This is a genomic window from Pseudomonas sp. NPDC087612 (genome assembly GCF_044743505.1).
In the GTDB taxonomy this organism is placed as follows: domain Bacteria; phylum Pseudomonadota; class Gammaproteobacteria; order Pseudomonadales; family Pseudomonadaceae; genus Aquipseudomonas.
The window spans coordinates 201,474-225,179 of the sequence record NZ_JBIUWO010000003.1; the positions used below are offsets into that span (position 1 = coordinate 201,474).

Consider the following 23,706-nt stretch of genomic DNA (forward strand, 5'->3'; position numbering starts at 1 on the left):
TGTTTTTTTTTCTTTAGGTGGGGGTCGTTGCTCGCCGGGACAGGCCCCCCCCGCGCCCCCCCCCCCCCCCCCCCCCGGGCCGGCGCCCCCCCCCCCCCCCCCCCCCCCCCAACTCCCCCCGCGATGATGTCAGAGCAAGCGCCCCAACCCTTCAAGCAAACGCTGCAAGGCCCCCTGGTTGGCCTTCATCACCGCCAACCCCGCCGCGCCCATGCGCTGCGCATCCTGCGGCAACTCAATCAGGCGGCGAACTTCGGCCGCCAGCCCCTGGGCATCATCGACTTCCTGCAAGGCGCCGGCCTCGCGCAGCATCGCCGCAATTTCCAGGAAGTTGAACAGGTGCGGGCCACTGAGCACCGGCAGCGACAGCGCCGCCGGCTCCAGCAGGTTGTGCCCGCCATTGGCCACCAGGCTGCCGCCTACGAAGGCAATATCCGCCAGGGCATAGAGAAACAGCAGCTCGCCCATGGTGTCGCCGAGCAGCACTGCGGTATCAGCCGCGACCGCTTCACCACTGGAACGGCGCACGGTCGGCAACTGCCCGCGGCACAACTCGAACACGCTGCTAAAGCGCTCCGGGTGACGCGGCACAAGGATCAGCAAGGCGTCGGCATGGTGTTCGCGCAACTGCCGGTGGGCGGCGAGAATGATCGGGTCCTCGCCTTCATGGGTACTGGCCGCGATCCATACCGGCCGCTGGCCGGCCTGCCACCGCTCACGCAGGGCTCGGGCGCGCGGCAACAGCTGCTCGTCAATGCTCAGGTCGAACTTGATCGAGCCGGTTACCTGCACGCATTCCGGACGCGCGCCCAACTGGCGAAAGCGCTGGGCTTCGGTTTCGGTCTGTACCGCGATCAGGCTCATCTCGGCCAGCATCGGTCGGGTCAGGCCAGCAAAGCGCGCATAGCCCCGCGCCGAACGCTCGGACAACCGCGCATTGGCCAGGGCCACCGGAATACCGCGCTTGGCGCACTGATGAATGTGGTTAGGCCACAGCTCGGTCTCCATGATCACCGCAAGCCTGGGCTGCACGTGATCGAGAAAGCGCCCGGCGGCCCAGGGCAAGTCGTAGGGCAGGTAGCAGTGCTGGATTCGCGGCTCGTCGGCGAACATCGCCCGCACCCGCTCGGAACCGGTCGGGGTCATGCAGGTGATGGTGATCGGCAGCTGTGGATAAGCCTGCAGCAAGGCGCGAATCATCGGCGCGGCGGCAATGCTCTCGCCCACCGACACCGCGTGCACCCAGATGCCGCCCCTGGCCATGGCCGGCAGCTTGCAGGCAAAACGCTCGGCGATGCGCTGCCCATAGGCCGGCGCCTTGCGCGAACGCAGGAACAGGCGCAGCGCAACCAGCGGCAGGCCCAGGTGAAACAGCAAGGTATAGAGGGTTCTGTTCATGGCGCCGAAGTGTACTAGCCAATGGCGCGCAAGTGCACTGCGAAGCGTTCGGCCAACCACTGCGCGGCGGGCCCCAGTGGCTCGTCACGGCGCCACACCAGCTCGACCACCAGTGCCGGCGGTGTCCATTCACTGGCAAGCTCGACCATCTGCGCCTGATAGGTCGGGTACTGCACCACATGCCGCGGCAACCAGGCCCAGCCCAGGCCACGCATCAGCAACTCGGCCATGGCGTAGAAGCTGTCGGCGCGCCAGATCTGCGGGCTGATCGGCTCGCCACCGGGGTAGCCGCTTTCCTGCGGGGTGATCAGCAACTGGCGGTGGCGGGCCAGGTCCTGACGGCTGACGCGCTCAAGACGGGTCAAGGGATGATCCACGGCGCAGGCAGTAACCATCTCGATCCGCCCCACCGCCCGGCGCTCGAGGGATACCGGCATCTGGTCATGGTGGAACAGCAGGCCAAGATCGGCGCGCCGCTCGATCAGCTTGCGCGCCACGTCGCCCTGGGCGCCGCTGGCCATCTGCACTTCGAGCAAGGGGAACTGTCGGGCCAGCTCATCGAGGCTGTCGATCACCGGTTGATAGGGCATGGCCTCATCCTGGGCCACCCGCAATTGCGCCTCTTGCCCGCGCATCAGCGCCAGGGCCCGGCCATCCAGGCGCTCGCACTGGCGCAGCAGCTCGCGGGCATCTTCCAGCAAGGTTGCGCCGGCTTCGCTCAGGCGCGGCTGGCGGCCGCTGCTACGCTCGAACAGGGTCACCCCCAGGTCAGTCTCAAGCAAAGCGATGCCGTTGCTCACCGCCGATTGCGCCTTGCGCTGTTCACGGGCTACTGCCGAGAACGAGCGCAGTTCGGCGACCCGCACGAACATGCGCAACTGCTCCAGATTCCACTGCTCGGCCATCAACCTATCTCCAGAAAAGATAGGTAATGACTTTACCCCATTCAGGCTTGCTCTAGAATGCCCAGCCAGAACAGAGGATCACCGTCATGAATGCCTACACCTACCTGGCTATCGCCATCTGCGCCGAAGTCATCGCCACCGCCTCAATGAAAGCCGTCAAGGGCCTGAGCACGCCCCTGCCGCTGCTGCTGATGGTCTGTGGCTATGCCGTGGCGTTCTGGATGCTGACCCTGGTGGTGCGCAGCATTCCGGTGGGCATTGCCTATGCCATCTGGTCGGGCCTGGGCATCGTCCTGATCAGCATCGCCGCGCTGGTGATCTACGGCCAGAAGCTGGACCTGCCGGCAATGCTCGGCATGGCCATGATCGTCGGCGGCGTGGTGGTGATCCAGGTCTTCTCGAAAACCGCCGGGCATTGATCGGCAACAGGTGCAATGGCTCACAGGCTGTATACTGGGCGTCTGTCCACGCTTGTGAGGTTCATGCATGCCAACCGTAATTTCCACCGATGTGCTGATCGTCGGCGCCGGGGTCGCAGGCCTCTGGCTCAATGCCCGCCTGCGCCGGCTCGGCTATTCGACAGTTCTGGTGGAACGCGCCAGCCTCGGTGGCGAGCAGACCCTCAAATCCCAGGGGATCATCCACGGTGGCGCCAAGTACGCGCTGCACGGTGCCCTGACCGGCGCCTCGGAAGCCATCGCCGACATGCCCCGGCGCTGGCGCGAGGCCCTGGCCGGCAATGGCGAGCTGGACCTGTCCGGCGTGCGCCTGCTGTCCGAAGCCCACTACCTGTGGTCACCTGGCACCCTGGCCGGCAACCTCACCAGCTTCTTTGCCAGCAAGGCCGTGCGCGGCCGGGTCGATCAGGTCAAGGGCGAGCAGTTGCCACCCGCCCTGCAGGACCGTGCCTTCAAGGGCAAGGTCTATCGCCTGGCCGAATTGGTCGTCGATGTGCCAAGCCTGCTCAACAAGCTCGCGGAACTGGCCGGTGACAGCCTGCTTGCCGGGCAAAGCATCGAACCGTTTGAAGAGAATGGCGAACTGGCCGGCCTGCGCGTCGATGGCCGCGAAATTCGCGCCCAGCGCGTGGTGCTCAGCGCCGGTGCCGGCAACGCCGCCTTGCTCGAAGCCTTGGGCCTGAGCCAGCCAGCCATGCAGCGCCGGCCGCTGCACATGGTCATGGCCAAGGGCGCCAGCCTCAAGCCGCTGTACGCCCATTGCCTGGGCGGCGGGCCGAAGCCGCGCATCACCGTCACCAGCCACCCGGGCGCCGATGGCCAGTGGGTCTGGTACCTGGGCGGCGACCTGGCCGAAGCCGACGGCGTAGCCCGCGAGCCTGAAGCGCAGATTGCCGCGGCGAAAAAAGAAGTCAGCAACCTGCTGCCCTGGATCGACCTCAGCCAGGTGCGCTGGGCCACCGTGCGCATCGACCGCGCCGAGCCTGCGCAATCGGGCCTGGTGCGCCCCGACAACGCCTTCCTCGCCGAGCAGCAACGCCTGCTGGTGGGCTGGCCGACCAAGCTGGCCCTGGCGCCGGACTTCAGTGACCGGGTGCTGGCCAACCTTGAGCGCGACGGCATCAAGCCAGGCGGCCAGCCGGCCCTGCCCGAATTGCCGCGACCGCCCATGGCCCTGCCGGTGTGGGAGCAACTGCTGCCATGAGCCTGCCGAGCCTGCACGATTTGCATCGGCCCCTCGGCAGTACCGGTCTGACGGTTTCGCCACTGGGCCTGGGCACGGTCAAGCTTGGCCGCGACCAGGGCGTCAAATATCCCAGCGGCTTCACTATTCCCGACGACCACGAAACACGGATGCTGCTGGCCCAGGCTCGCGAGTTGGGCATCAACCTGATCGATACCGCACCCGCTTATGGCCGCAGCGAAGAACGCCTCGGCCCGCTGTTACGCGGCCAGCGCGACCAGTGGGTGATCGTCAGCAAGGTCGGCGAGGAGTTCGAAGACGGCCAGTCGCGATTCGACTTCAGCGCAGCGCACACGCGCTTTTCCATCGAGCGTAGCCTCAAGCGCCTGGAAACCGACTGCATCGACCTGGTACTGGTGCATTCCGACGGCAACGACTTGCACATCCTTGAGCACGAGGAGGTTTACCAAACCCTCGAAGCCCTCAAGCAGGAGGGCAAGATCCGTGGTTTCGGGCTGTCTGGCAAAACCGCAGCGGGCGGTCTCAAGGCGCTCGAGCGCGGCGATTGCGCCATGGTCACCTACAATCTGAACGAGCAGGCCGAACGGCCGGTGATTGATTACGCCGCCAACCACGGCAAGGCGATCCTGGTGAAAAAGGCCCTGGCCAGCGGCCATGTGTGCCTTAGCCCCGGTGTCGACCCGGTGCGTGCCAGCTTCGAACTGCTGTTCGCCCACCCCGGGGTCAGCAGTGCTATTGTCGGCACCATCAATCCGCTGCACCTGGCCCATAACGTGGCAACCGTTGCCAAGGTGCTGCGCCGCTGACACTCACGCCGCCGCCGCGGCCGACCCCAACGCAAGACGGAGCCGACATGCCGCGAACGCTGATCCGCAAGAACCCGAGCAACTTCAAGACCCTGCCCTTGCACGTCGAGGCCAGCCCCGAAGGGCTGGTGTACCAGAGCATCGGCATGCCGCTGAACTTCGCCCAGACCCTGCAACGGCGCAAGCCGATCCAGGTTGCCGACAGCCAGCACTTTGCTGTCGAACTGGCCAACCTCGGCGTCTCGGTGCGCCTGACCCTGCGCTGGCAGAACCGCGATTACTGGGTGCTGGTACGCCAGCGCCGCCAGGACCGTGGCGATGTCGTGCTGAAACTGATTTCAGGCTATGTGCCGGCCCAGGAGCTGAACCTGCCGCTGCATACGGCAATTCAGGAGGTGGCCGAGGAATGCCTGCTGGAAACCCCGGAAGGCTGGCTGGGCGGGCGCTTCAACGATACCTGGCTGCCGGCGCCCTACGCCGACGCCCTGCACTACCGCGAAGCCCTGCCCTTTGTGCTGACGCCGCAGTCCGGCGCCGCACGGCCGGTACGCTGCGCCAACCTGCAGTTGCTGGAACGGCCACGGGCATATGTGCACTTGCCAACCGCCTCGCTGCAGCTGATCTACGACCTGTGCCTGCAAGTACCACGCGAGGCCAAGTCACTGAGCCTGTTCCACGTCGACGAACGCCTTGAAGGCGACCAACTGGTCGCGCGCCTCAACCGTAAACGCCCCGACCTGTACCTGATGCCGCTGGAAGACGGCCAGCCACGCGCCGAGCTCTACACCCTGAGCAAGGATCGCCTGGTGCCGGCCAGCACCCGCGGGCTGTACCTGGCAGAAAGCTTTGCCCAACAGGATGGCTGGCTGGTCAGGGATGAGCGGATTCGCTGGAAGGATTGGGTCAGGCAGCAAGGCCTGACACCCGCAAAACCGGACAGCGGCTTGAAGCGGCTGACCGGCAGGGCGAGGGAGTTGTTGCAGATGGCGCGTGGCGGGCTGCGAAAGTAGAACCGGTCGCGGGGCAACTTGCCCCGCGATGCTTCAGTTCTTGCGGATCTTCTCGACGATGGCGGTGGTCGAGCTGTTTTCCACCAGCCCCAGCACCTTCACGGTACCGCCGTAGGCCTTGACGATGTCGGCGCCGACCACCTGGTCGATGCCATAGTCACCACCCTTGACCAGCACATCCGGCTTGACCTGGCTCAGCAGGTTTTCCGGGGTGCCCTCAGGGAAGCTGATCACCCAGTCCACGGCGCCGAGGCCAGCGAGTACGGCCATGCGCCGGTCAACGCTGTTGATCGGCCGGCCCGGGCCTTTAAGGCGGCTGACCGAGGCGTCGTCGTTGACCGCGACGATCAGGCGATCGCCCTGGGCCCGGGCCTGCTCCAGGTAGGTCACGTGGCCGGCATGGAGAATGTCGAAGCAGCCGTTGGTGAAGACGATCTTCTCGTTGTGCGCGCGGGCATCGTCGATGGCCAGCAGCAACTGGTCGAGGCTCAGTACGCCACGCTCGGAACCCTCTTCGCGCTGGATCGCGCGGCGCAGCTCGGGGGCACTGATAGCTGCAGTACCCAGCTTGCCCACCACGATACCGGCGGCAAGGTTTGCCAGGCCGACCGCATGAGGCAGCTCTTCACCGGCAGCGATGGCGGCGGCGAGGGTCGAGATCACCGTGTCACCGGCACCGGTCACGTCGAACACTTCACGGGCCCGGGCCGGCAAGTGCAAGGCCGGGTGATCGGGGCGCAGCAGGGTCATGCCGTGCTCGCCACGGGTCACCAGCAAGGCACCCAGTTCCAGCTCGCTCATCAACTGGGCGCCCTTGGCCACCAGCTCGGCCTCGTCGGCACAACGGCCAACGATGGTTTCGAACTCGCTGAGGTTCGGGGTGATCAGGCTGGCGCCTCGGTAGATCGAGAAATCCTTGCCCTTGGGGTCGGCCAGCACCGGAATGCCTTTGGCGCGGGCGGCCTGGATCAGGCTCTGGTGGTTTTTCAACGCGCCCTTGCCGTAGTCCGACAACACCAGCACCTTGACGCCGTCGAGCAAGGTATCGACCTCGGCGCCCAGGGACAGCGGGTCGGTGGCGAAGGGTTCTTCGAAATCGATACGCAGCAACTGCTGGTGGCGGCTCATGACCCGCAGCTTGACGATGGTCGGCTGATGGGCGATACGCTGGAAGATCGAGCGCACACCGGCAGCCTGCAGGCTGTTGGCCAGGCTGTCGGCAGCCTCGTCCTGGCCGGTCACCCCGACCAGCGCCGCCGGCGCGCCAAGGGCAGCGATGTTCAAGGCGACGTTGGCGGCACCGCCCGGACGGTCCTCGATCTGTTCGACCTTGACCACCGGCACCGGCGCTTCAGGTGAAATCCGTGAGGTACCGCCATGCCAGTAGCGGTCGAGCATGACATCGCCCACCACCAGTACCGGGGCTTGATCGAAACGCGGCATGGACAACTTCATGGGCAACCCATATACAAAATAATTAACAGGGGCAGGATATTAGCACAGGCAAAGCGACGGCTTGTTTACCGCCTTGTTGCCAGGCATTCCAGGGAAACGCTGCCGGGGCACAAGGCCCCGGCGCGGTTGACTCAGGTGATGTCGACCTTGGCCGGCTCGTCCAGGCCCATGGCGTGCAGCCTGGCGTAAAAGCCGTTGGCTGCCAGCAGCTCGGTATGGGTGCCACGCTCGACCAGCTTGCCCTGGTCCATGACCAGGATCATGTCGGCCTTCTCGATGGTCGACAGGCGGTGGGCGATCACCAGGGTGGTGCGGCCTTTCATCACATGATCCAGGGCTGCCTGGATGTGTCGCTCGGACTCGGTATCCAGGGCCGACGTGGCCTCGTCGAGAATCAGCAATGGCGCATTCTTGAGCAACGCCCGGGCAATCGCCAGGCGCTGGCGCTGGCCACCGGAGAGCAGCACGCCGTTTTCACCGACCTGGGTGTCGAAGCCTTGCGGCAACTGCTCGACGAACTCCTTGGCATAGGCATCGGCGGCAGCGGCTTCGATCTCGGCCCGCGGCGCCCCGGCCAGGTCGCCATAAGCGATGTTGTTGGCCACGGTGTCGTTGAACAGGGTCACGTGCTGGGTCACCTGGGCGACGTGCTTGCGCAGGTTGCGCAGGCGGTAGTTCTCGATCTCCACGCCGTCGAGGAGGATCTGTCCGTCATCGTGGTGATAGAAGCGTGGTATCAGTGCCGCGAGGGTCGACTTGCCGCTACCTGAACGCCCCACCAGGGCGATCATCTGCCCGGGCTCTGCGGTAAAGGAAATATCGGTCAGCACCTGGCGGTCAGTACCCGGATAGGTAAAGTTCAGGTTGCGCACCTCGAGACGCCCGACCACACGGTCCAGCTCGACGGTGCCGCTGTCGACCTCCGGCGCCTCGTCCAGTTGCTCGAAGATGCTTTCGGCACCGGCCAGGCCTTTCTGGATGGTCGAGCTAACCTCCGACAACTGCCGAATCGGCTTGGGCAACAGGCCCGCTGCGGTAATGTAGGCTACCAGGTCACCGGCAGTAGCCTCGCCGCGCAGGAACAGCACCAGGAACATCAATGCCGCCATGGCGGTGTAGATCACCAGTTGCAGCATCGGCGTGTACACCGCGCCGGTCTTGGTCATGCGCAGCTGCTTGTCAGTGTTGCTCTGGCTGGCGTTGGCAAAGCGCTGCTGCTCGTAGCTCTCGCCACCGAAGCTGCGCACCACGCGGTAGCCCTGGATGGTTTCCGAGGCAACATGGGTGACATCACCCATGGCCACCTGGATCTTCTTGCTCTGCTTGCGGAATTTCTTGCTCGCGGTACCGACCATTACGGCGATGATCGGCAGGATCGCCAGCATCACCAGGGTCAGTTTCCAGTTCATCCACAGCAGGTAGATGAACAGGAAGACCACGGTCAGGCCTTCGCGGATCACCACCTTGATGGCATCGGTCGCAGCACCGGTGACCATGGTCACGTTGAAGGTGATGCGCGAAATCAGGTGGCCGGAATTGTGGCTGTCAAAGTAGCGGTTGGGCAGCACCAGCAGCTTGTTGAACAACTCGACCCGCAGGTCGTGAACCAGACCCAGGGAAACCTTGGCCAGGAAGTAGTTGCCCAGGAACGAGCCCAGACCCTGCCAGGCGGCGATCAGCACGATCAGCAGCGGCACGGCCTGCAGCAGTTGCAGGTCCTTGAGATACGGCACGTTGGGGAACAACACCGCCTGCGGGTTGCTCAAGCCATCGACGAAGTACTTGAGGATGCCGGCCAGCATCGGCTGGGTCGAGGCAAAGATCACGAAGCCGATGATACTCAGCAGAAAAATGCCGATATACGGCTTCACGTAGCTCAGCAGCCGGAAGTAGATTTTCAGGCTGGAGCTCTGCTCCGCCTCTCGCGGTGTTTCGGCCATCGTCGAGCTCGCTGTTCAGATAGAACCGGAAATTTTATCACAGCCTGGCGCCCGGGCACGTACCCAGACCAGGACAGTGGCCAGGCCGACCGGCAGCCAGCTGATGAACCACTCTGCACGCGGGGTGCCGGTCAGGCTTGCGGCGTCGAACTGCATGGCCAGGGTCGAGAACAACCACAGGCCCATCAGACCTTTGCCAAAGGCTGTATCGCGGGCTTTCCAGATTTCGCGCAAGGTGCACAGCCACACCGCCAGCCACAACAGCATGCCGGGGATACCCAGTTCGATGGCAATGTGAGTGAACATGTTGTGGGTGTGGTCGAACTGCATACCGGCGGCGCTGATGGAGTAGAACGACCCCAGGCCCAGGCCGGTCCAGGGATGTTCACCGATCATCTGCAGGCTTACCTCGAAGATCTCCGGCCGGTAGGACGCCCCTCGGTACATGACCAGCGAGTACAACAGCGCAAAACCAATGGCAGCGCCTACCAGCGCTGTTGCAGCAATCACCCGGCTTCTGCGGTCACGGCACCAGAGCGGCATGGCCAGCATCGTGATCAGCAAGCCCAAGGCCGCACCACGACTCTGGCACAACAACACGAACGCCCCCAGGCAGAGCAGGGCAACACCCCAGAGCAACTGCATCAGGCGTTGTTTAACTGGCCAATGGATCATCCAGACAATCGCTGCGCCGATGACGTAAGAACCAAGGATTGGGTGGGAAATTTCACCGATGCCATACAGCCTGGATGCCCACTCCTCGCCGCGGACCAGATAAAACTGCACGATCGACAATACGGCACCGATAGCCAGCCCCGCCCCACCCAGAAGCATCAGCAGGCGAATGCGCTGCTCCCCGAGTTGGGCCAACAGGGGGAAGAACAGCAGGAATACCGCTATGTACAGCAGGCGCTTGAGTTCACGCCCGGGCTCCTCTGTGGCGGCCCACGACAAGCTCAAAGCGGTCCAGCCGAGCATCAGCAGCAACGCCAGGCACAGTGCCTTTTGTGCATGCCAAAGCTCGACCAGCAATGCGCGGGCAGACCACAGCATGACCAGCGTAGGCAGCCACAGAAACGCAACCAGCCCTTGCTGGTAAAGCTTGTTGCTTGGCGCCAGGGCAATGCCCACCAAAAACCAGAAAAAGCCAATTGCCAGCCAGGCCTGCGCCCAGCGCCTCGAATACATCATGCACTTCCCCATTGATTCAACAACACCGGCATGGTGCAACCCTGAACTTTTCGGCATTATTGCCGGTCATTTTGCTTGCCCGCTAACAAGGCCCCTACCATGCAATGTTCCCGGCTCCCCCAAGTCGACTTCAATCAGCTGACGCTTGGTGCCCAGATACTGGAGGCCGACAGCTACGGCGCTAAAGTCTACCTGTTAACAGACGGCAATATCCTCAAGCTCTTCAGGCGCAAGCGGTTAATTTCATCTGCGCTGCTGCGACCTTACTCCCGACGCTTTATCGATAACGCGGTGATGCTAAAGAAAAAGGGAATTCCTACGCTTGAGGTGCTGGAGTACTACAAGCTGGACGCACCTGGAATGACGGCGGTACTGTACCGTCCACTGCCCGGCAAAACCTTGAGCCAGCTGTCTCGCGAGCCCGGTTTCAGCTGGCAGGAACGCCTTCCGGATCTGATCGGACTGGTGCGCCACCTGCATCAGGCGGGTATTTACTTCCGCTCACTGCACCTTGGCAACATTGTTGTTACGCCTGAGCAGCAACTTGGCTTGATCGATGTCGCCGACATGCGTTTCCTGCGAGCCCCGTTGTCCAGCCGAATGATTCGACGCAACGTGCAACATTTTGCCCGGTACATTGCCCGGGAACAGTTGGCTGACCAGTTTCCCCTGGCTGAGCTTGAGCGCGCACTGCTGCCGTAGAGAACTCAGGCCCTGCCCAGTAACGCCCTGGAAGCCTGACTGAAGCGTTGCCAGGCCTGCTCGGGCTGCAGGGCCTGGTATTGAGCGTTGGCAACAGTGCTTGCCTGAAGATCCGAGCACGCGGCAATCGCGTTGCTCCAGGCGCCGACATCACCCGCCGGCGCATAGTAGCCTGCGATTCCCAACTGCTCGCGAAACACCGGCAACTCGCTGCACAGGACAGGCACATCGGCCATTACCGCCTCTTGCAGCACCAGGCCCAACCCTTCGGAGTGCGAAGGAATCAACAGCCAGTCAAATGCCCTGTAGAGCTTTTCCAGCCCGACACAGTGCCCTGGCATCGAGACTTTCTGAGCCAGATCAAGCGCCTGGATCCGCGCCTGCAACTGTGAGCGCAAGCCGCCCTCACCGAGGATCACCAGGCGCAGATCAGCTTGCTGCCGAGCAGCCTGGGCAAAGGCATCGAGCAAGTAGTCAAAACCCTTGCTATCGACCAACCGGCCGACTGCGCCCAGGACACGTACGCCGTGCTCCGCGAGCCCCAGCGCCTGACGTGCCTGTTGCCGGCCTAGCAAGTTGCGACGAAAGCCATCTGGTTCAAGGGCGGTACGCAACACCTGCACCGGCACCCCGAGGTCTTGCTCCAATGCATCGGCAAGGGTTTGTGAGACGGCGACAAACGTCAGCCGAGAGGCAGGAAAAGCGCGCAACAAGGCAATATCGGCCCGGCGCAGGCGGGTCTTGCCATGAAACACGACGGTTGCCCGCAAGTCCGGCATGACCTTGAGCAGCGGCAGTATCAAACGCGACACGCCCAACCCGTCAAGCAACAGCACCTGAGCATTGGCTTGTTCCAGCGCATCGCGAAACCGCCCCCGCAACCAGGGACGCAATGCGCGCCAGACATGCCGCCCCTTGAGCAGGCGATGGGACAAATGCCACTCGCGCGTTGACTCACCGCCATAGCAGGCACCCTGCCCCTGCAGCAGCCAACTGCTGATTTTCGCCCCAGGCCCGGCCTGGGACAGAATTTGTTGATGCACCTTGTGCACCGAGACATACGGCGAACCGCCAGCCCACATAATGTTGACGATATTCACGGGGATGTACCCCTTGTATCGGACTGGATCACTGGCAAGCCAGTTGAATCAATTCGCAAGAAAGCCAATAGCCACTCCCACTGCCAAACCGATCAACAAGGCAGCTGCCAGCTTGACCCGCTCGCGCTGACGCCGGCGTGCTTTGCGCTGACGCTCTTCAGGCAGGCTGACGTGCATGCCGAAGCCGGTATGCAACACGGCATCACCTTCCAGGCTCACGCCGGTCAGGTTCAATTCTGCATAGCGCTTTGACAGTGCCTTTTCACCAGCATAGGCGGCGAACGGCGCACAGCGCTGATAATCGCTCAAACGGCGCAACCCCGGGTTCAGAGAAAAGCTCTGCCACTCAGGCTTGTCCGACAACAACGGGTAGCAGGGCACGCCGGCAATCACTTTGCGTTCGCCAAGATGAATATAGGGGCTGTGCAACTTCAGGTCGTAGACATAGCTACGCAGCCAGACCTGAAGCAGTTCAGGGCTGACCGCCAGAATGGCCTGCGAGTCCTCGACGAAGCCCGGCCGGTAGAACTCCCAGTCATCTTCACAATGGAAGATGTACGAAGTTTTTACATGGCTGTAAGCGAGATCAATCGAGGCCAGCTGACCCAGTTTCGGACGATTGACGAAGACCTTGCAGTGCGGCTTCCAATGCTCGGGCACAGCCTGGTGAACAGCGTCATCTCCCGAATCTTCGGTGATGAACACTTCACGGATAGGCGCGGTATTGAAGCGGTCAAAGCTTTCCAGCGTAAGTTTTAGCAAATCGAAGCGTCCGCAACTGGTGACAACCAGTGTTACGTCGCTATCTTGGCAGAATCGCACCGGACTCCCTCCCCATAAACTGTATTCAAATGTTCGAGACTACTTGCCTGGTTTCAGGACAGCCGGCTCATATGCCCAGTCTCAAACGCAAGCGTTGCCAGCCGGTCAGGGCTGGACGGGGACGAAGAGGTGGCTGCATTTTTTCCACGATGCTACGACCTACCTGGGCGAAGCTGAATTGCGAGACGGCCAGATCACGGCCGTTGTTGCCGATACGCTCGACCAGCCCGGGGTCGGCACGCAATACTTTCAGCTTCTCTTGCAACTGGGCAATGCTGTCATAGAGCACCACGTTATGCATGTCTTTCAAACCCAGGGCGCGATTTTCCGCCTCACCCTGGTCAAAGGCCAGCAAAACGCAGCCACAGGCCATCGCCTCGAAATTCTTGATCATGTATTCGCCCATGCCGACATCCGCGCTAACAAAAAAACGGATGCGGTTGAGCGTGTCGCAATACTCTTCACCGGACTTGGTACGGGTTACCAGCAGGTTTTCCACCTGCGCCAATTCATCGAGCAACGCCTTGCGGCCACTGTAGGCAACGCTGTTGGTGCTGCCGACAAAAGCCAGCTCGATATCCCGTTCACGACCCTGGTCGGCCAACAGCTGCTGGTCGTAGCCCTTGGGTACGAACTCGGCATCGAACCCCTCCTGGCGCAGGCGCTCACTGACCATGTAACCGGAACTGATGACCCGCGCCCAAGGCAGTTGGCGGTAATGGGCGCTGAACTTGCCGGTGTACTTGCAGGGGATGTAGTTCTGGTAGGCATCATGTTCGAGGATGACCAGATTGGGCACCGTACGAATGAAACCGACCTGGCGAATCTCTTGCTTGAAGCGCAGGAAAAACACGATCCGGTCGTACTTGTCGACGTCGACTTCGCGGCGGAAGTAGCGGCGCAGGTTGCGCTGCTCGTCACTGCTCAGCCAGCGCAGGTCGCAGTCGCTGTGCGCAGCAACGCCGTCATACAAACGGTCGAGGATCGCCCGTTGTTCTTTCTGCACCAGAAATAGAACTTTCATTGTCTTCCTTGCGGCGCTCAGGCCACAGCTTTCAATCTTGTAGCATCGTGATCAGAGCTCACGACGCCAGAACAATTCGTGTCGACGCACAGCCTTGCGAAAGAATTCGTTCTCGCCATAGGGCGAAGGACGACGCCCGGCCAGCCAGCGTTGCAGCAGGCGGCGCAGGCGGCGCTTGAACGGCGCAGGCGGCTGCAGGTCGTGCATCATGCCCAGGGCCATGGCTTTGTCGCGCTGGGCGGGCAGGCCCAGCACCAGGCAGTAGGGAGACCAGGCCTGGGCTGCTTGCAGTTGCGGCGGCAAAGCAATGCCTGCACCGCTATCACCCATGGGCCAGCGGTCGTTGTCATGCAGGTGATTGGCATAGCACAGCAGGGTTTCAGGCTGCCACTCAAGGCCTTGCAGCGCTTCGAGCACAGCAGCCTGGGCGCAGATATGATCAGGGTGCGGATCGAGGGTCGGGTGCGGCATCACCAGCACCTGCGGCCGGGCCCTGAGCAACAGTGCACGCAGATCGGCCAGCAGGTTGTTCCAGGTTGGCGCGCCGTCTTCATCACCCGGCAGGGTCAGCGGGTTGAACTGGCGAAACAGGCGGGTATCGGCAAGCCCGGCCTCGCGCGAAGCCATTGGCTCTGCAGGCGCGGCCTGCATGGCCGGGAGTTGCAAGCAGAAATACCCCAGCTGCACGCAGCGAGACTCGGGCACCCCGGCCCAACGCGGCACAGCGATGCTGTCCCAGGCTCGTAAACGGCCTTTCAGGCGCGCAGCATCGGCCTTTTCCAGGCCCATTTGCTGGTAGTGTTCGGCTTCGATTTCACCGGCAGTCAAGGTCACCACCCAGGTCTCCTCGGCCTGGCTGTAGAAGCCAAAGGCTGCGAGCTCGGCATCATCGGCATGGGGCGCAATGACCATGACCCGGCGCTGGCGAAGATCGGCTTCTGGTGCAACCCATAGCGTTGCCTCGCCCACCAGGCGGCAATGCCGGCCACGCAGGCGCAACTGTCCAGCCATCAACGCCTCGGCCAGCCCAGTGAGGTTCAGGTAACGCAGGCCGTTCACGCCCCGCTCGAACGTCTGAACGTCGTCACTGCCCAGGCTTACCGCAGGATCAAGAAACCGCCCCAGCCAATTGCTCTTGAGGCGCAACTGCAAAATCAGCGTTTGCTCGGCGCCAAGCGGCAGCGGCGATGGCAGACGCAGCAAGCCGTCGACCAACTCGAGCGGATAGGCCAGGCAGTCTGGAGGGAACTGATACTGATAGTCTTCAGCTGGTGAATAGAACAGGTGGTCGGCAAACCACGCCTCATGGGCCACCCACAACAACGGCACCAGCAGCAGCGGCAGCCACCACTGGACAAAAACGCCCAGGGCGAGCAGCACCAGCAGGCCAATCAGCAGCCCCAGGCGCTTATTGCGCCGGTGGCGCTTGAGCAACTGCTGCTTGCGGCTCACACCTGAAACACCGGCACGGGGTTGCACCAACGGTCCTTGTACTCGCGATCGGCACGGCCGAAGGAGAACCGCAGCGGTTTGTTACGCGCACGGGCATCTTCCCAGGCAGCCTGGGTATTGAGGAAGCTGAGCACGCTACCTGGGCTGAAAGCCTTGGTTTGCGGATCGACACCACCGTTGATGTACTCGACGCTGATCCACGCTGGCGCCTCGACCCGATAAACCAACTGGATGGCAATCGGCGCATCGTCAAGAAACAGCACCGAACCGATCAACAGCTCGCGCAGGCGCTCGATCACCTCGGCCATGCGCTCGGCGCCAGTAGCCGGAAACTCCCAGCGGCGCTGGAACAGGTCGCAGTAGATCGCCGCAAGTTCGCTACTGGAAAAATCCGTGACCGGCCGCACCTGGCCGCCCGCCTCTTCCAGCAAGCGCAATTCACGGCGCTGGTTGTAGCGAAACTTCTTCGACAGGTCTTCCGGCGTACGCGCCATGGCCAGCGATTCGGCCTGCGCCTTGAGGTTGGCAAAACGGCCCTGGTTGAGCTCGGACAGATAACGCCCGGCATGACGCAGCGGCGCCTGGGCATCGGCAGCGGCGGGCAGGATCAGCTCGGCATTGCCCAGGTCGTACAGGCCTTTTTTGCCCTGACGCTTAAGCACATCCTTGGACAGCGCCAGGTAGCGACCCCAGGTGGGAATCGCAGCCTTGAGCTCGCCGTTTTGCTCCCAGCCCAGGTAACGCACCGGGATCTGCGCCAGGTCAGCCAGCTGTTCAACAACCAGTGGATGGGTGGCGACACTGCCGCCAAACTTTTCCCAGGCCAGGGCGTAGGTTGGCGCATCGATCTGCGTCCAGCCGCGCTCGCGCCAGCCCTGAATATGGTTGAGCATCAGGCCTCCGCTGTCAGGGCACGAACGTGCGGCAGTTGCCAGAAGGACTCGCGCACTGCGGCATCGGAGAAGCGCTCACGCAAACGCTCAAGCATGCGCCCGGCGCACTCCTGGCGCTGCCCGGCATCCAGTGCGGCCAGGTGCTGCAAACCTTGCCCAAGACGCTCGGCGTCGCCCAGCGGGAAGAGGATGCCGACACCCTCGACCACCTCGACCGCACCGCCGCAGGCCGTAGCCAGTAGCGGCACGCCGGCGACCATGGCTTCGAGCAGGACCATGCCGAACGGCTCATGGTCGGAGCTCAAGGCGAAGGCGTCAAAAGCACGAAAGTAGCGACGAGCGTCAGGCACCTGACCGAGAAAGTCCACGTGCGCGGCGATTCCCAGTTCGGCGGCCTGCTCTTTGAGTTGCTGCTCCAGGCGACCCTTGCCAAGAATGGCCAGGCGAGCGCCGGCCGGCAGTTGCGGCAAGGCCTGGGCAAAACCACGCAGCAAGGTGGCCTGGTCTTTGTCTGGATGCAGGCGGCCGACGTTGCCGACGATCCACGCTTGCGGGTCCAGGCCCAACGCCTCGCGCGCCTGCGCGGCGGGCACCTGGCTGGCCTGCAGCGCCTCGATGTCGATGCGGTTGTAGAGGGTCTGGATACGCTCGGCCGGCCACTTGCGCAGGCATTTGCGCATGTCGTCGCGCACTGCGTCAGAAACACCGAGCAGGCTCAGGCGTTTGCTGAACAGGTTGGCAAACAGCTGGCGGCTGCGGCGCAGGTAGTCACCGAAGGCGTGGTGCACGCCGATCACTGGCAAGTTGCTGCCGAGCAAGGCGATATAGATCGGCTTGAAGCGGTGCGCGATGCAGAAGCTGAACTGGCGGCTGGCGACGATCCGCCGCAAGGCGCGGATCGCCCCCAGCTTCAGGCCACGAATGGCCTTGGAGCTGAACTCGAGGAAGATCACCTCGTCCGAGGCGCAGCCGGCCGCGACCTGAGGGTCGGCAGCGCCGGTCAGGAACACCGTCGTGACCTTGTAGCCGCTACCGTCGAACAGGCTGGCGTACTGGCGCGCACAGTCCAGGAACGGACCGTCATAACCATGACAGAACTGCAGGACGCGTTTTTCAGCCCTGGACGTCATAAGTGTCCGCGCCGTCCTTGACCACCAGGATGTCTTCCATGATCAGGTACTGCAGGTCCGAGCCGAAGAACATGTTCAGCGCATCGGTCGGCGAGCAGATCATCGGCTCGCCACGACGGTTGAGCGAAGTATTCAGCGACACGCCGTTGCCGGTCAGGGTCTCCAGCGCCTTCATCATGTCGTAGTAGCGCGGGTTGTACTCGCGCTTGAGCACCTGGGCGCGCGAGGTGCCGTCTTCGTGGACGACTTCCGGCACGCGGGTCTTCCACTCTTCAGCCACTTCGAAGGTGAAGGTCATGAACGGCGCCGGGTGATCGATCTTGATCATCTGCGGCGCGACGGTGTCGAGCATCGACGGGCAGAAAGGCCTCCAGCGCTCGCGGAACTTGATCTGGTGGTTGATGCGGTCGGCAACGCCTTCCACGCTCGGGCAACCGATGATCGAACGACCGCCGAGGGCACGCGGGCCGAACTCCATGCGGCCCTGGAACCAGGCCACCGGGTTGCCGTCGACCATGATCTTGGCGATCTGCTCGGGCATGTTCTCCAGCTTGCGCCATTTTGGCTGGCTCGGATGACGGGCACAGGCGGCGATCACGTCTTCGTTGGAGTACGCAGGGCCGAGGTAGACGTGCTCCATCTTCTCGACCGGTACACCACGGGCGTGGGACACATAAGCAGCAGCTCCGACCGCGGTGCCGGCGTCGCCGGAAGCCGGCTGGACGAACAGTTCCTTGAGGTCAGGGCGGGCAATGATCTTCTGGTTGAGCTTGACGTTCAGCGCGCAGCCGCCAGCGAAGGCCAGTTTGCCGGTCTCCTTGAGGATGTCGCCCAGGTAGTGGTCGATCATCTGCAGGGCGAGCTTCTCAAACAGCGCCTGCATGCTCGCGGCGTAGTGGATGTACGGCTCGTCGGCGATGTCGCCTTCGCGTTTCGGGCCCAGCCACTCGATCAGTTTTGGCGAGAAGTAGAAACCCTTGCCCTTCTCTTTATAACGACGCAGGCCGATGACATTGGCGTAGTCGGTGTTGATCACCAGCTCGCCGTTTTCGAACGAGGCCAGGCGCGAGAAATCGTACTTGCTGGCGTCGCCGTAAGGCGCCATGCCCATGACCTTGAACTCGCCATCGAGCATTTCGAAACCGAGGAACTCGGTGATCGCGCCGTACAGGCCACCGAGGGAGTCCGGATCGAAGAATTCCTTGATCTTGTGGATCTTGCCGTTTTCGCCGTAGCCAAAGAAGGTCGTGGCGTATTCGCCCTTACCGTCGATACCGAGGATCGCGGTTTTCTCTTTGAAACCGGAGCAGTGGTAGGCACTGGAGGCGTGGGCCAGGTGGTGCTCGACCGGCTCGATCTTGACCTTTTTCGGGTCGAAGCCCAGTTGCTCCAGGCACCAGACGATCTTCTTGCGGTAGCGCTTGTAGCGACGGTTGCCCATCAGGATCGCGTCAAGGGCGCGGTCCGGGGCGTACCAGTAACGCTTGGCGTAGTGCCAGCGAGCCTCGCCGAACAGGCTGATCGGGGCGAACGGAATCGCCACCACATCAACGTCGGACGGCTTGATACCGGCCTGTTCCAGGCAGAACTTCGCCGATTCGTAGGGCATGCGGTTCTTTGCATGTTTATCGCGCACGAAGCGCTCTTCTTCAGCGGCGGCAATCAGCTTGCCGTCGATGTACAGGGCCGCGGAAGGGTCATGACTAAGGGCGCCGGACAGGCCAAGAATCGTCAATGCCAAGGGTCTAGCCTCTTCAATCTGTAAAAGTGCGCCTCGGCCCGGAGGGCGGATGGCAGCGAAAGGGCGGGATTATAGCGCATTCACCTGCAACGCGGCACCGGGTGGAATTGGACAGATCGCAGGTGATGAATGAAGGCACCGCGCGGTCATTGCCCGAACGAAAGCCCCACAACGGCATGCACTCATACGACTTCAGCGAAAAGAAAAAGAAAAAGAAAAAGAAAAAGAAACAACTTACATTGCCGTGAGAAGTTTCTATATATACACAAAAGCCCGATAAGAATTAGATAGTCAACACCAGACGACCATCAACAAACAAGGGCACACACATGCAAATTGAACTTGCACCCACAATTGTTTACCCAGATGACTATGGAACCCCTACTTCAAAAGGCGGACAAACACCGCCAGGGCACCCCCTGGTTATTGCCAGAATGTGGAGCCAGCGAAACGAGGCTTATCTATCTGGCAATTGGTGGTCAATGCTTTGCCTCGACCTAAAAAGAGCGCAATACAACAAGCCTCCCTTCTCCCCCGGCCTAATGACCCTGGATCTTATTTGCGCCCACCCCGCCGACCAACTAAAAGCGCTCGACCCGACACTAGAAAACAAAGTGGCATGGCATAAGGGGCGCATCAGGGCCAATACTTACGGAGCAGACAAATCACCATCCCTGACAACCGAAGTGCAATTTTCCGGAGGAATTTTTACCGCCACAAAAGCCATCGCGCATGCCATCTATGGCAAAGGGGCAAAAGCCACAGTCTCTCTGAAAGACATCGGAATCTCTCCCAGCGTCGAAAAAATCCCAGAACTCAAGAGTCTAATCGAGGCTGCAGAAATTGGCTCAACACAAATTGACATCAATGTACCGTATTACACAGGCCAAGACTCGTTCGTAGCTAGGACCTATCTCGGCAATATAACATTACGAATTATTGGCACAATAACTCGAGACAGCGAGGGAAACGTCAGCTTCTCGGGACAGGCAAAAGCGTACAACGATCTATACGATGCAGAAGCAAGCGATCACAGAATACCTCTCGACGAATCAGCTACTACGGCATTGAGAAGCATGTTCAAAGTCACCAATGCAGTGAGCTACGAAATTGAAATGCCGGGCTCATTGCCAATCAACTATTCAACGACCCCATGAAAGCGCCAACCCTTATAACGACGGCAACTCTACTTCTACCCTCATTACTTCTGACACTAGCATGGATCAGCCTTACATTGGCCGTTCAAGGCATCCCTGAAAACCCGGACGATCCACTCGACACCAGAGGGGTGCCGGCCTCCGCAATCTGGACGGTTATTATCGCCATGCTCGGAGCACCTAGCATCGCGCTCTCAAGCATTGCAAATTTTTTAGCCAACAAGATAAGACACAAAGTGATAAGCCGATCAGTGAGCCTGCTGGCAAACCTTCCGACAATAGCGACTTCATTAGTTGGGTTATTTGTTACGACAAGCTATGGCAGCGTGTCTATCGCCACAATACTTCCCGGAGCCTTGTTCCTGGCAAGCGCTGCAGCATCGAGCATCCTGATCCGGGCCCGCTTCAAAGCACCTAGCCAGTAACTGTGGGCAATCAAAGTCTGATTGCCTACCGCTCCTGCCGCGCTTATTCGGCGATCAGCCAATCCATCCGCCAGCTACCCTGGGTCTGCGCCAGCACCTGCGACAGCCATGGCAACAGCGTGCGCAGCTCTTCTTCCAGGCCCCATGGCGGGTTGGCGATGGCCAGGCCCGAGCCGTTGAGACCCTGCGGACTGTCCTGAGGGTGCACGTACAGCTCGACCCGCAGCAGCTTGGGCGCGCCGGTGCTGGTCAGGTCCTGGTAGAAGCGCACCAGCTGGCGCTGGTCCTTGATCGGGTACCAGATGGCCGCGACAGTCTGGCGCATACGACTGATGGTCTCTTTCATCGCCTGGGTGCAACGCTTGAGCTCATCCGCCTGCTCGAACGGCGGGTCGATGAGCATCACCGCACGTTTTTCCTGCACCGGCAGCAAGGCCCGCGGCACATGCCAACCCTCGCCCAGGTGCACGGCAACGCGCGGGTCCTTCTTCATGTTGTCCTTGAGCAGGCGACCGTCTTCGGGGTGCTTCTCGTTGAGCAGCACGCGATCCTGCTGGCGGGCCAGACGCCGCGCCAGCTCCGGGGAACCCGGGTAATAGCGCAGCTCGCCGTCGGGGTTCATCTTACGCAGGATGCGCAGGTAGTCCGCGGTGATTTCCGGCAGGTCGTCGCGCCCCCAGAGGCGGCCGATACCTTCCAGCCACTCGCCGGTACGTGTCGCCTGATCGCCCTGCAGGTCGTAAAGACCCAGGCCTGCGTGGGTGTCGAGGTAGGCAAACGGCTGCTCCTTGCGCGACATCAAGGCGATAAGGCGGGTCAGCACAAGGTGTTTGAAGACGTCGGCGTGGTTGCCGGCGTGGAAGGCGTGACGATAGTTCATGGCAACTCCTGCAAGACCGCGCAGTTTACCTTGTCATGCACAACAGGGGGAGCGGCGATGCGCAGATGCGGCTTGACCCGCGATGTCAGCCATCGCGGGTCAAGCCCAGTGGGAGCGGGCTTGCCCCGCGATGAGACCAATGCCGCCAGCCCACCTGCTGCTACCTGAATTGCGACCGCTTCGCGCTCGATCGCGGGACAAGGCCCGCTCCCACAAGAAGGCCGGGCCGTGGTCAGGCGAAGCTCAACAGTCGATCAATGACCGGCCTTGAACGCCTCGTCGGCGGCTTCGAAGCGCGAAACCATCGCCTTCGACGGGCTGCCGGCCCGGCTGACGAAGTAGATCGCCAGGGCGCCGAGGATGAAGCCCGGGATGATTTCGTACAGACCCCAGATGGAGAAGTGCTTCCACACCACCACGGTGATCGCACCGACCAGGATACCGGCCAGTGCGCCGTCACGGGTCATGCCTTTCCACAGTACCGAGATCAGTACCACCGGACCGAAGGCAGCACCGAAGCCGGCCCAGGCGTAGCTGACCAGGCCCAGCACGCGGTTCTCAGGATTGGAGGCGATCAGGATGGCGACCACGGCCACCAGCAGCACCATGGCGCGACCGACCCAGACCAGCTCCAGCTGCGAGGCACCCTTGCGCAGGAAGGTCTTGTAGAAGTCTTCGGTCAGGGCGCTGGAGCACACCAGCAGCTGGCAGCTCAGGGTACTCATGACAGCCGCCAGGATGGCCGACAGCAGGACACCGGCAATCCATGGGTTGAAGAGGATCTTGGCCAGCTCGATGAACACACGCTCGTGGTTCTCGGTGACCGGGCCAGCAACTTCAGGGTGCGCCGAGAAGTAGGCGATACCGAAGAAGCCAACGGCGCAGGTACCGACCAGGCAGAGGATCATCCAGGTCATGGAGATGCGACGGGCCTTGGCGATCGACTTGACCGAGTCAGCGGCCATGAAGCGCGCCAGGATGTGCGGCTGGCCGAAGTAGCCCAGACCCCAACCCATCAGCGAAATGATGCCGATGAAGGTAGTGCCCTTGAGCATGTCGAAGTTGCCTGCGTCCTTCAGCTCGATAGCCGCGAAGGTGGTATCGAAACCACCGGTTGCGATCAGAACGATCACCGGGGTCAGGATCAGGGCGAAGATCATCAGCGTAGCCTGGACGGTATCGGTCCAGCTCACCGCCAGGAAGCCACCCACGAAGGTGTAGGCAATGGTTGCCGCCGCACCAGCCCACAGCGCTGTCTCGTAGGACATGCCGAAGGTGCTTTCGAACAGGCGGGCGCCGGCGACGATGCCGGAAGCGCAATAGATGGTGAAGAACACCAGGATCACCACGGCGGAGATGATCCGCAGCAGCCCGCTGTTATCTTCGAAGCGGCTGGAGAAGTAATCCGGCAGGGTCAGCGCATCACCGTTGTGCTCGGTCTGCACCCGCAGGCGGCCGGCGACGAACAGCCAGTTCAGGTAGGCACCGATGATCAGGCCGATGGCGATCCAGCTTTCCGACAGGCCCGACATGTAGATGGCGCCCGGCAGGCCCATCAACAGCCAGCCACTCATGTCCGAGGCACCGGCCGAAAGCGCGGTAACCACGCTGCCGAGGCTGCGACCGCCAAGAATGTAGTCAGAGAGGTTGTTGGTAGAGCGATAGGCCATGAAGCCGATCAGCACCATTGCCGCGATATAGATCACGAACGTGATCAAGGTTGGATTGCTTACACTCATTGTTGCGCCCTGGCGTTTGTTTTTATGTAGCGACAGCCTCGAAGAGGTTGCACCCAGGCCGCGAATCCTATGCAACAACGCAAAGAGGGTGCAACCTGTTTTTACAATCAAGTTGCACCTCGTCGGAAATTTTGCGTAACAGCGGGTTTTTGCTCCCTTTTGGAGCAAGAAGACCTGTTTTCAGAAGAAAATGCACCACAAACAGCCATTTTTGCTGTGTGGTTTTACCCTCCGGACGAGTAGCACTTTTTTCCTGCATATTTTGGGTTGCACT

At 61.8% G+C, this 23,706-nt stretch carries 21 protein-coding genes; 7 read left to right on the forward strand and 14 right to left on the reverse strand.

Annotated features, from left to right (window positions below; genetic code table 11):
- Positions 1-129 precede the first annotated feature (129 nt).
- Both waaA and ACIOVF_RS07210 read right to left on the reverse strand, forming a co-directional pair.
- Positions 130-1,398, reverse strand: coding sequence for a lipid IV(A) 3-deoxy-D-manno-octulosonic acid transferase (waaA, locus tag ACIOVF_RS07205; protein WP_401288467.1), 1,269 nt, complete (start codon positions 1,396-1,398; stop codon positions 130-132).
- Between the two features lie 14 nt (positions 1,399-1,412).
- Positions 1,413-2,303 (reverse strand): LysR family transcriptional regulator, encoded by an 891-nt coding sequence (locus ACIOVF_RS07210; protein ID WP_401288470.1) that lies wholly within the window; start codon positions 2,301-2,303, stop codon positions 1,413-1,415.
- Positions 2,304-2,389: 86 nt separating this feature from the next.
- Between ACIOVF_RS07210 and ACIOVF_RS07215 the strand changes: the two genes are divergently transcribed.
- The 4 genes from ACIOVF_RS07215 to ACIOVF_RS07230 all read left to right on the forward strand — a co-directional run bounded on the left by ACIOVF_RS07215 (position 2,390) and on the right by ACIOVF_RS07230 (position 5,781).
- Positions 2,390-2,722, forward strand: a complete 333-nt coding sequence (locus tag ACIOVF_RS07215; RefSeq protein ID WP_028945643.1) for a multidrug efflux SMR transporter — start codon at positions 2,390-2,392, stop codon at positions 2,720-2,722.
- Positions 2,723-2,789: 67 nt separating this feature from the next.
- On the forward strand, positions 2,790-3,965 hold the full coding sequence (locus tag ACIOVF_RS07220; protein ID WP_093376795.1) for an FAD-binding oxidoreductase: 1,176 nt from the start codon (positions 2,790-2,792) through the stop codon (positions 3,963-3,965).
- Complete coding sequence (locus ACIOVF_RS07225) at positions 3,962-4,771, forward strand: aldo/keto reductase (protein ID WP_401288474.1); 810 nt, start codon at positions 3,962-3,964, stop codon at positions 4,769-4,771. Before ACIOVF_RS07220 ends, ACIOVF_RS07225 begins: the two co-directional genes overlap by 4 nt.
- Positions 4,772-4,818: 47 nt before the next feature.
- Positions 4,819-5,781, forward strand: coding sequence for a hypothetical protein (locus tag ACIOVF_RS07230; RefSeq protein WP_045193775.1), 963 nt, complete (start codon positions 4,819-4,821; stop codon positions 5,779-5,781).
- Positions 5,782-5,814: 33 nt separating this feature from the next.
- Here the strand turns inward: ACIOVF_RS07230 and hldE are convergent, their stop codons facing one another.
- The 3 genes from hldE to ACIOVF_RS07245 form a co-directional block, all read right to left on the reverse strand.
- On the reverse strand, positions 5,815-7,236 hold the full coding sequence (gene hldE, locus ACIOVF_RS07235; RefSeq protein ID WP_045193776.1) for a bifunctional D-glycero-beta-D-manno-heptose-7-phosphate kinase/D-glycero-beta-D-manno-heptose 1-phosphate adenylyltransferase HldE: 1,422 nt from the start codon (positions 7,234-7,236) through the stop codon (positions 5,815-5,817).
- 131 nt (positions 7,237-7,367) lie between these two features.
- Positions 7,368-9,176, reverse strand: a complete 1,809-nt coding sequence (gene msbA / locus ACIOVF_RS07240; RefSeq protein WP_045193777.1) for a lipid A export permease/ATP-binding protein MsbA — start codon at positions 9,174-9,176, stop codon at positions 7,368-7,370.
- Between the two features lie 15 nt (positions 9,177-9,191).
- Positions 9,192-10,367 carry an O-antigen ligase gene (locus tag ACIOVF_RS07245; RefSeq protein WP_045193778.1) on the reverse strand — a complete coding sequence of 392 codons (1,176 nt, stop codon included), beginning with the start codon at positions 10,365-10,367 and terminating at the stop codon, positions 9,192-9,194.
- Positions 10,368-10,466: 99 nt separating this feature from the next.
- Here ACIOVF_RS07245 and ACIOVF_RS07250 point away from each other — a divergent pair, with 99 nt between their 5' ends.
- Positions 10,467-11,069 carry a toluene tolerance protein gene (locus ACIOVF_RS07250; RefSeq protein ID WP_045193779.1) on the forward strand — a complete coding sequence of 201 codons (603 nt, stop codon included), beginning with the start codon at positions 10,467-10,469 and terminating at the stop codon, positions 11,067-11,069.
- Between the two features lie 5 nt (positions 11,070-11,074).
- Here the strand turns inward: ACIOVF_RS07250 and ACIOVF_RS07255 are convergent, their stop codons facing one another.
- The 7 genes from ACIOVF_RS07255 to ACIOVF_RS07285 all read right to left on the reverse strand — a co-directional run bounded on the left by ACIOVF_RS07255 (position 11,075) and on the right by ACIOVF_RS07285 (position 19,231).
- A complete protein-coding gene (locus tag ACIOVF_RS07255) occupies positions 11,075-12,169 on the reverse strand; it encodes a glycosyltransferase (protein ID WP_045193780.1) in 1,095 nt (364 codons plus the stop codon).
- A gap of 48 nt (positions 12,170-12,217) precedes the next feature.
- Entirely contained in the window at positions 12,218-12,991 is a 774-nt protein-coding gene (locus tag ACIOVF_RS07260) for a glycosyltransferase family 2 protein (protein ID WP_195885537.1), read from the reverse strand.
- Between the two features lie 67 nt (positions 12,992-13,058).
- Complete coding sequence (locus ACIOVF_RS07265; protein WP_045193782.1) at positions 13,059-14,015, reverse strand: glycosyltransferase; 957 nt, start codon at positions 14,013-14,015, stop codon at positions 13,059-13,061.
- Positions 14,016-14,066: 51 nt separating this feature from the next.
- The gene (locus ACIOVF_RS07270) at positions 14,067-15,467 is read right to left on the reverse strand and encodes a PIG-L deacetylase family protein (RefSeq protein WP_045193783.1); all 1,401 of its coding nucleotides are present in this window, start codon (positions 15,465-15,467) and stop codon (positions 14,067-14,069) included.
- The gene (locus tag ACIOVF_RS07275; protein ID WP_401288482.1) at positions 15,464-16,360 is read right to left on the reverse strand and encodes an antimicrobial resistance protein Mig-14; all 897 of its coding nucleotides are present in this window, start codon (positions 16,358-16,360) and stop codon (positions 15,464-15,466) included. The genes ACIOVF_RS07270 and ACIOVF_RS07275 overlap by 4 nt, the downstream gene beginning before the upstream one ends.
- A complete protein-coding gene (locus ACIOVF_RS07280; protein ID WP_258716226.1) occupies positions 16,360-17,490 on the reverse strand; it encodes a glycosyltransferase in 1,131 nt (376 codons plus the stop codon). Before ACIOVF_RS07280 ends, ACIOVF_RS07275 begins: the two co-directional genes overlap by 1 nt.
- Positions 17,474-19,231 (reverse strand): carbamoyltransferase, encoded by a 1,758-nt coding sequence (locus ACIOVF_RS07285; protein ID WP_038997493.1) that lies wholly within the window; start codon positions 19,229-19,231, stop codon positions 17,474-17,476. Before ACIOVF_RS07285 ends, ACIOVF_RS07280 begins: the two co-directional genes overlap by 17 nt.
- A gap of 125 nt (positions 19,232-19,356) precedes the next feature.
- Between ACIOVF_RS07285 and ACIOVF_RS07290 the strand changes: the two genes are divergently transcribed.
- Both ACIOVF_RS07290 and ACIOVF_RS07295 read left to right on the forward strand, forming a co-directional pair.
- Complete coding sequence (locus tag ACIOVF_RS07290; protein ID WP_401288486.1) at positions 19,357-19,479, forward strand: hypothetical protein; 123 nt, start codon at positions 19,357-19,359, stop codon at positions 19,477-19,479.
- Positions 19,480-19,560: 81 nt separating this feature from the next.
- Entirely contained in the window at positions 19,561-20,388 is an 828-nt protein-coding gene (locus ACIOVF_RS07295) for a lipid II-degrading bacteriocin (protein WP_401288489.1), read from the forward strand.
- 468 nt (positions 20,389-20,856) lie between these two features.
- Here ACIOVF_RS07295 and ACIOVF_RS07300 read toward each other — a convergent pair whose 3' ends face one another.
- Both ACIOVF_RS07300 and putP read right to left on the reverse strand, forming a co-directional pair.
- A complete protein-coding gene (locus ACIOVF_RS07300) occupies positions 20,857-21,693 on the reverse strand; it encodes a 23S rRNA (adenine(2030)-N(6))-methyltransferase RlmJ (protein ID WP_045193787.1) in 837 nt (278 codons plus the stop codon).
- A gap of 254 nt (positions 21,694-21,947) precedes the next feature.
- Entirely contained in the window at positions 21,948-23,432 is a 1,485-nt protein-coding gene (putP, locus tag ACIOVF_RS07305; RefSeq protein WP_195885531.1) for a sodium/proline symporter PutP, read from the reverse strand.
- Positions 23,433-23,706 lie beyond the last annotated feature (274 nt).

Excerpts from the sequence above, each read along its gene's own strand:
- ACIOVF_RS07230 (WP_045193775.1), top strand. The coding sequence starts at position 4,819 with ATGCCGCGAACGCTGATCCGCAAGAACCCGAGCAACTTCAAGACCCTG.
- hldE (WP_045193776.1), bottom strand. The coding sequence starts at position 7,236 with ATGAAGTTGTCCATGCCGCGTTTCGATCAAGCCCCGGTACTGGTGGTG.
- putP (WP_195885531.1), bottom strand. The coding sequence starts at position 23,432 with ATGAGTGTAAGCAATCCAACCTTGATCACGTTCGTGATCTATATCGCG.
- ACIOVF_RS07210 (WP_401288470.1), bottom strand. The coding sequence starts at position 2,303 with ATGGCCGAGCAGTGGAATCTGGAGCAGTTGCGCATGTTCGTGCGGGTC.
- ACIOVF_RS07275 (WP_401288482.1), bottom strand. The coding sequence starts at position 16,360 with ATGCTCAACCATATTCAGGGCTGGCGCGAGCGCGGCTGGACGCAGATC.
- waaA (WP_401288467.1), bottom strand. The coding sequence starts at position 1,398 with ATGAACAGAACCCTCTATACCTTGCTGTTTCACCTGGGCCTGCCGCTG.
- ACIOVF_RS07300 (WP_045193787.1), bottom strand. The coding sequence starts at position 21,693 with ATGAACTATCGTCACGCCTTCCACGCCGGCAACCACGCCGACGTCTTC.
- ACIOVF_RS07225 (WP_401288474.1), top strand. The coding sequence starts at position 3,962 with ATGAGCCTGCCGAGCCTGCACGATTTGCATCGGCCCCTCGGCAGTACC.
- ACIOVF_RS07220 (WP_093376795.1), top strand. The coding sequence starts at position 2,790 with ATGCCAACCGTAATTTCCACCGATGTGCTGATCGTCGGCGCCGGGGTC.
- msbA (WP_045193777.1), bottom strand. The coding sequence starts at position 9,176 with ATGGCCGAAACACCGCGAGAGGCGGAGCAGAGCTCCAGCCTGAAAATC.
- ACIOVF_RS07250 (WP_045193779.1), top strand. The coding sequence starts at position 10,467 with ATGCAATGTTCCCGGCTCCCCCAAGTCGACTTCAATCAGCTGACGCTT.
- ACIOVF_RS07245 (WP_045193778.1), bottom strand. The coding sequence starts at position 10,367 with ATGATGTATTCGAGGCGCTGGGCGCAGGCCTGGCTGGCAATTGGCTTT.
- ACIOVF_RS07265 (WP_045193782.1), bottom strand. The coding sequence starts at position 14,015 with ATGAAAGTTCTATTTCTGGTGCAGAAAGAACAACGGGCGATCCTCGAC.
- ACIOVF_RS07280 (WP_258716226.1), bottom strand. The coding sequence starts at position 17,490 with ATGACGTCCAGGGCTGAAAAACGCGTCCTGCAGTTCTGTCATGGTTAT.
- ACIOVF_RS07290 (WP_401288486.1), top strand. The coding sequence starts at position 19,357 with ATGAATGAAGGCACCGCGCGGTCATTGCCCGAACGAAAGCCCCACAAC.
- ACIOVF_RS07215 (WP_028945643.1), top strand. The coding sequence starts at position 2,390 with ATGAATGCCTACACCTACCTGGCTATCGCCATCTGCGCCGAAGTCATC.
- ACIOVF_RS07295 (WP_401288489.1), top strand. The coding sequence starts at position 19,561 with ATGCAAATTGAACTTGCACCCACAATTGTTTACCCAGATGACTATGGA.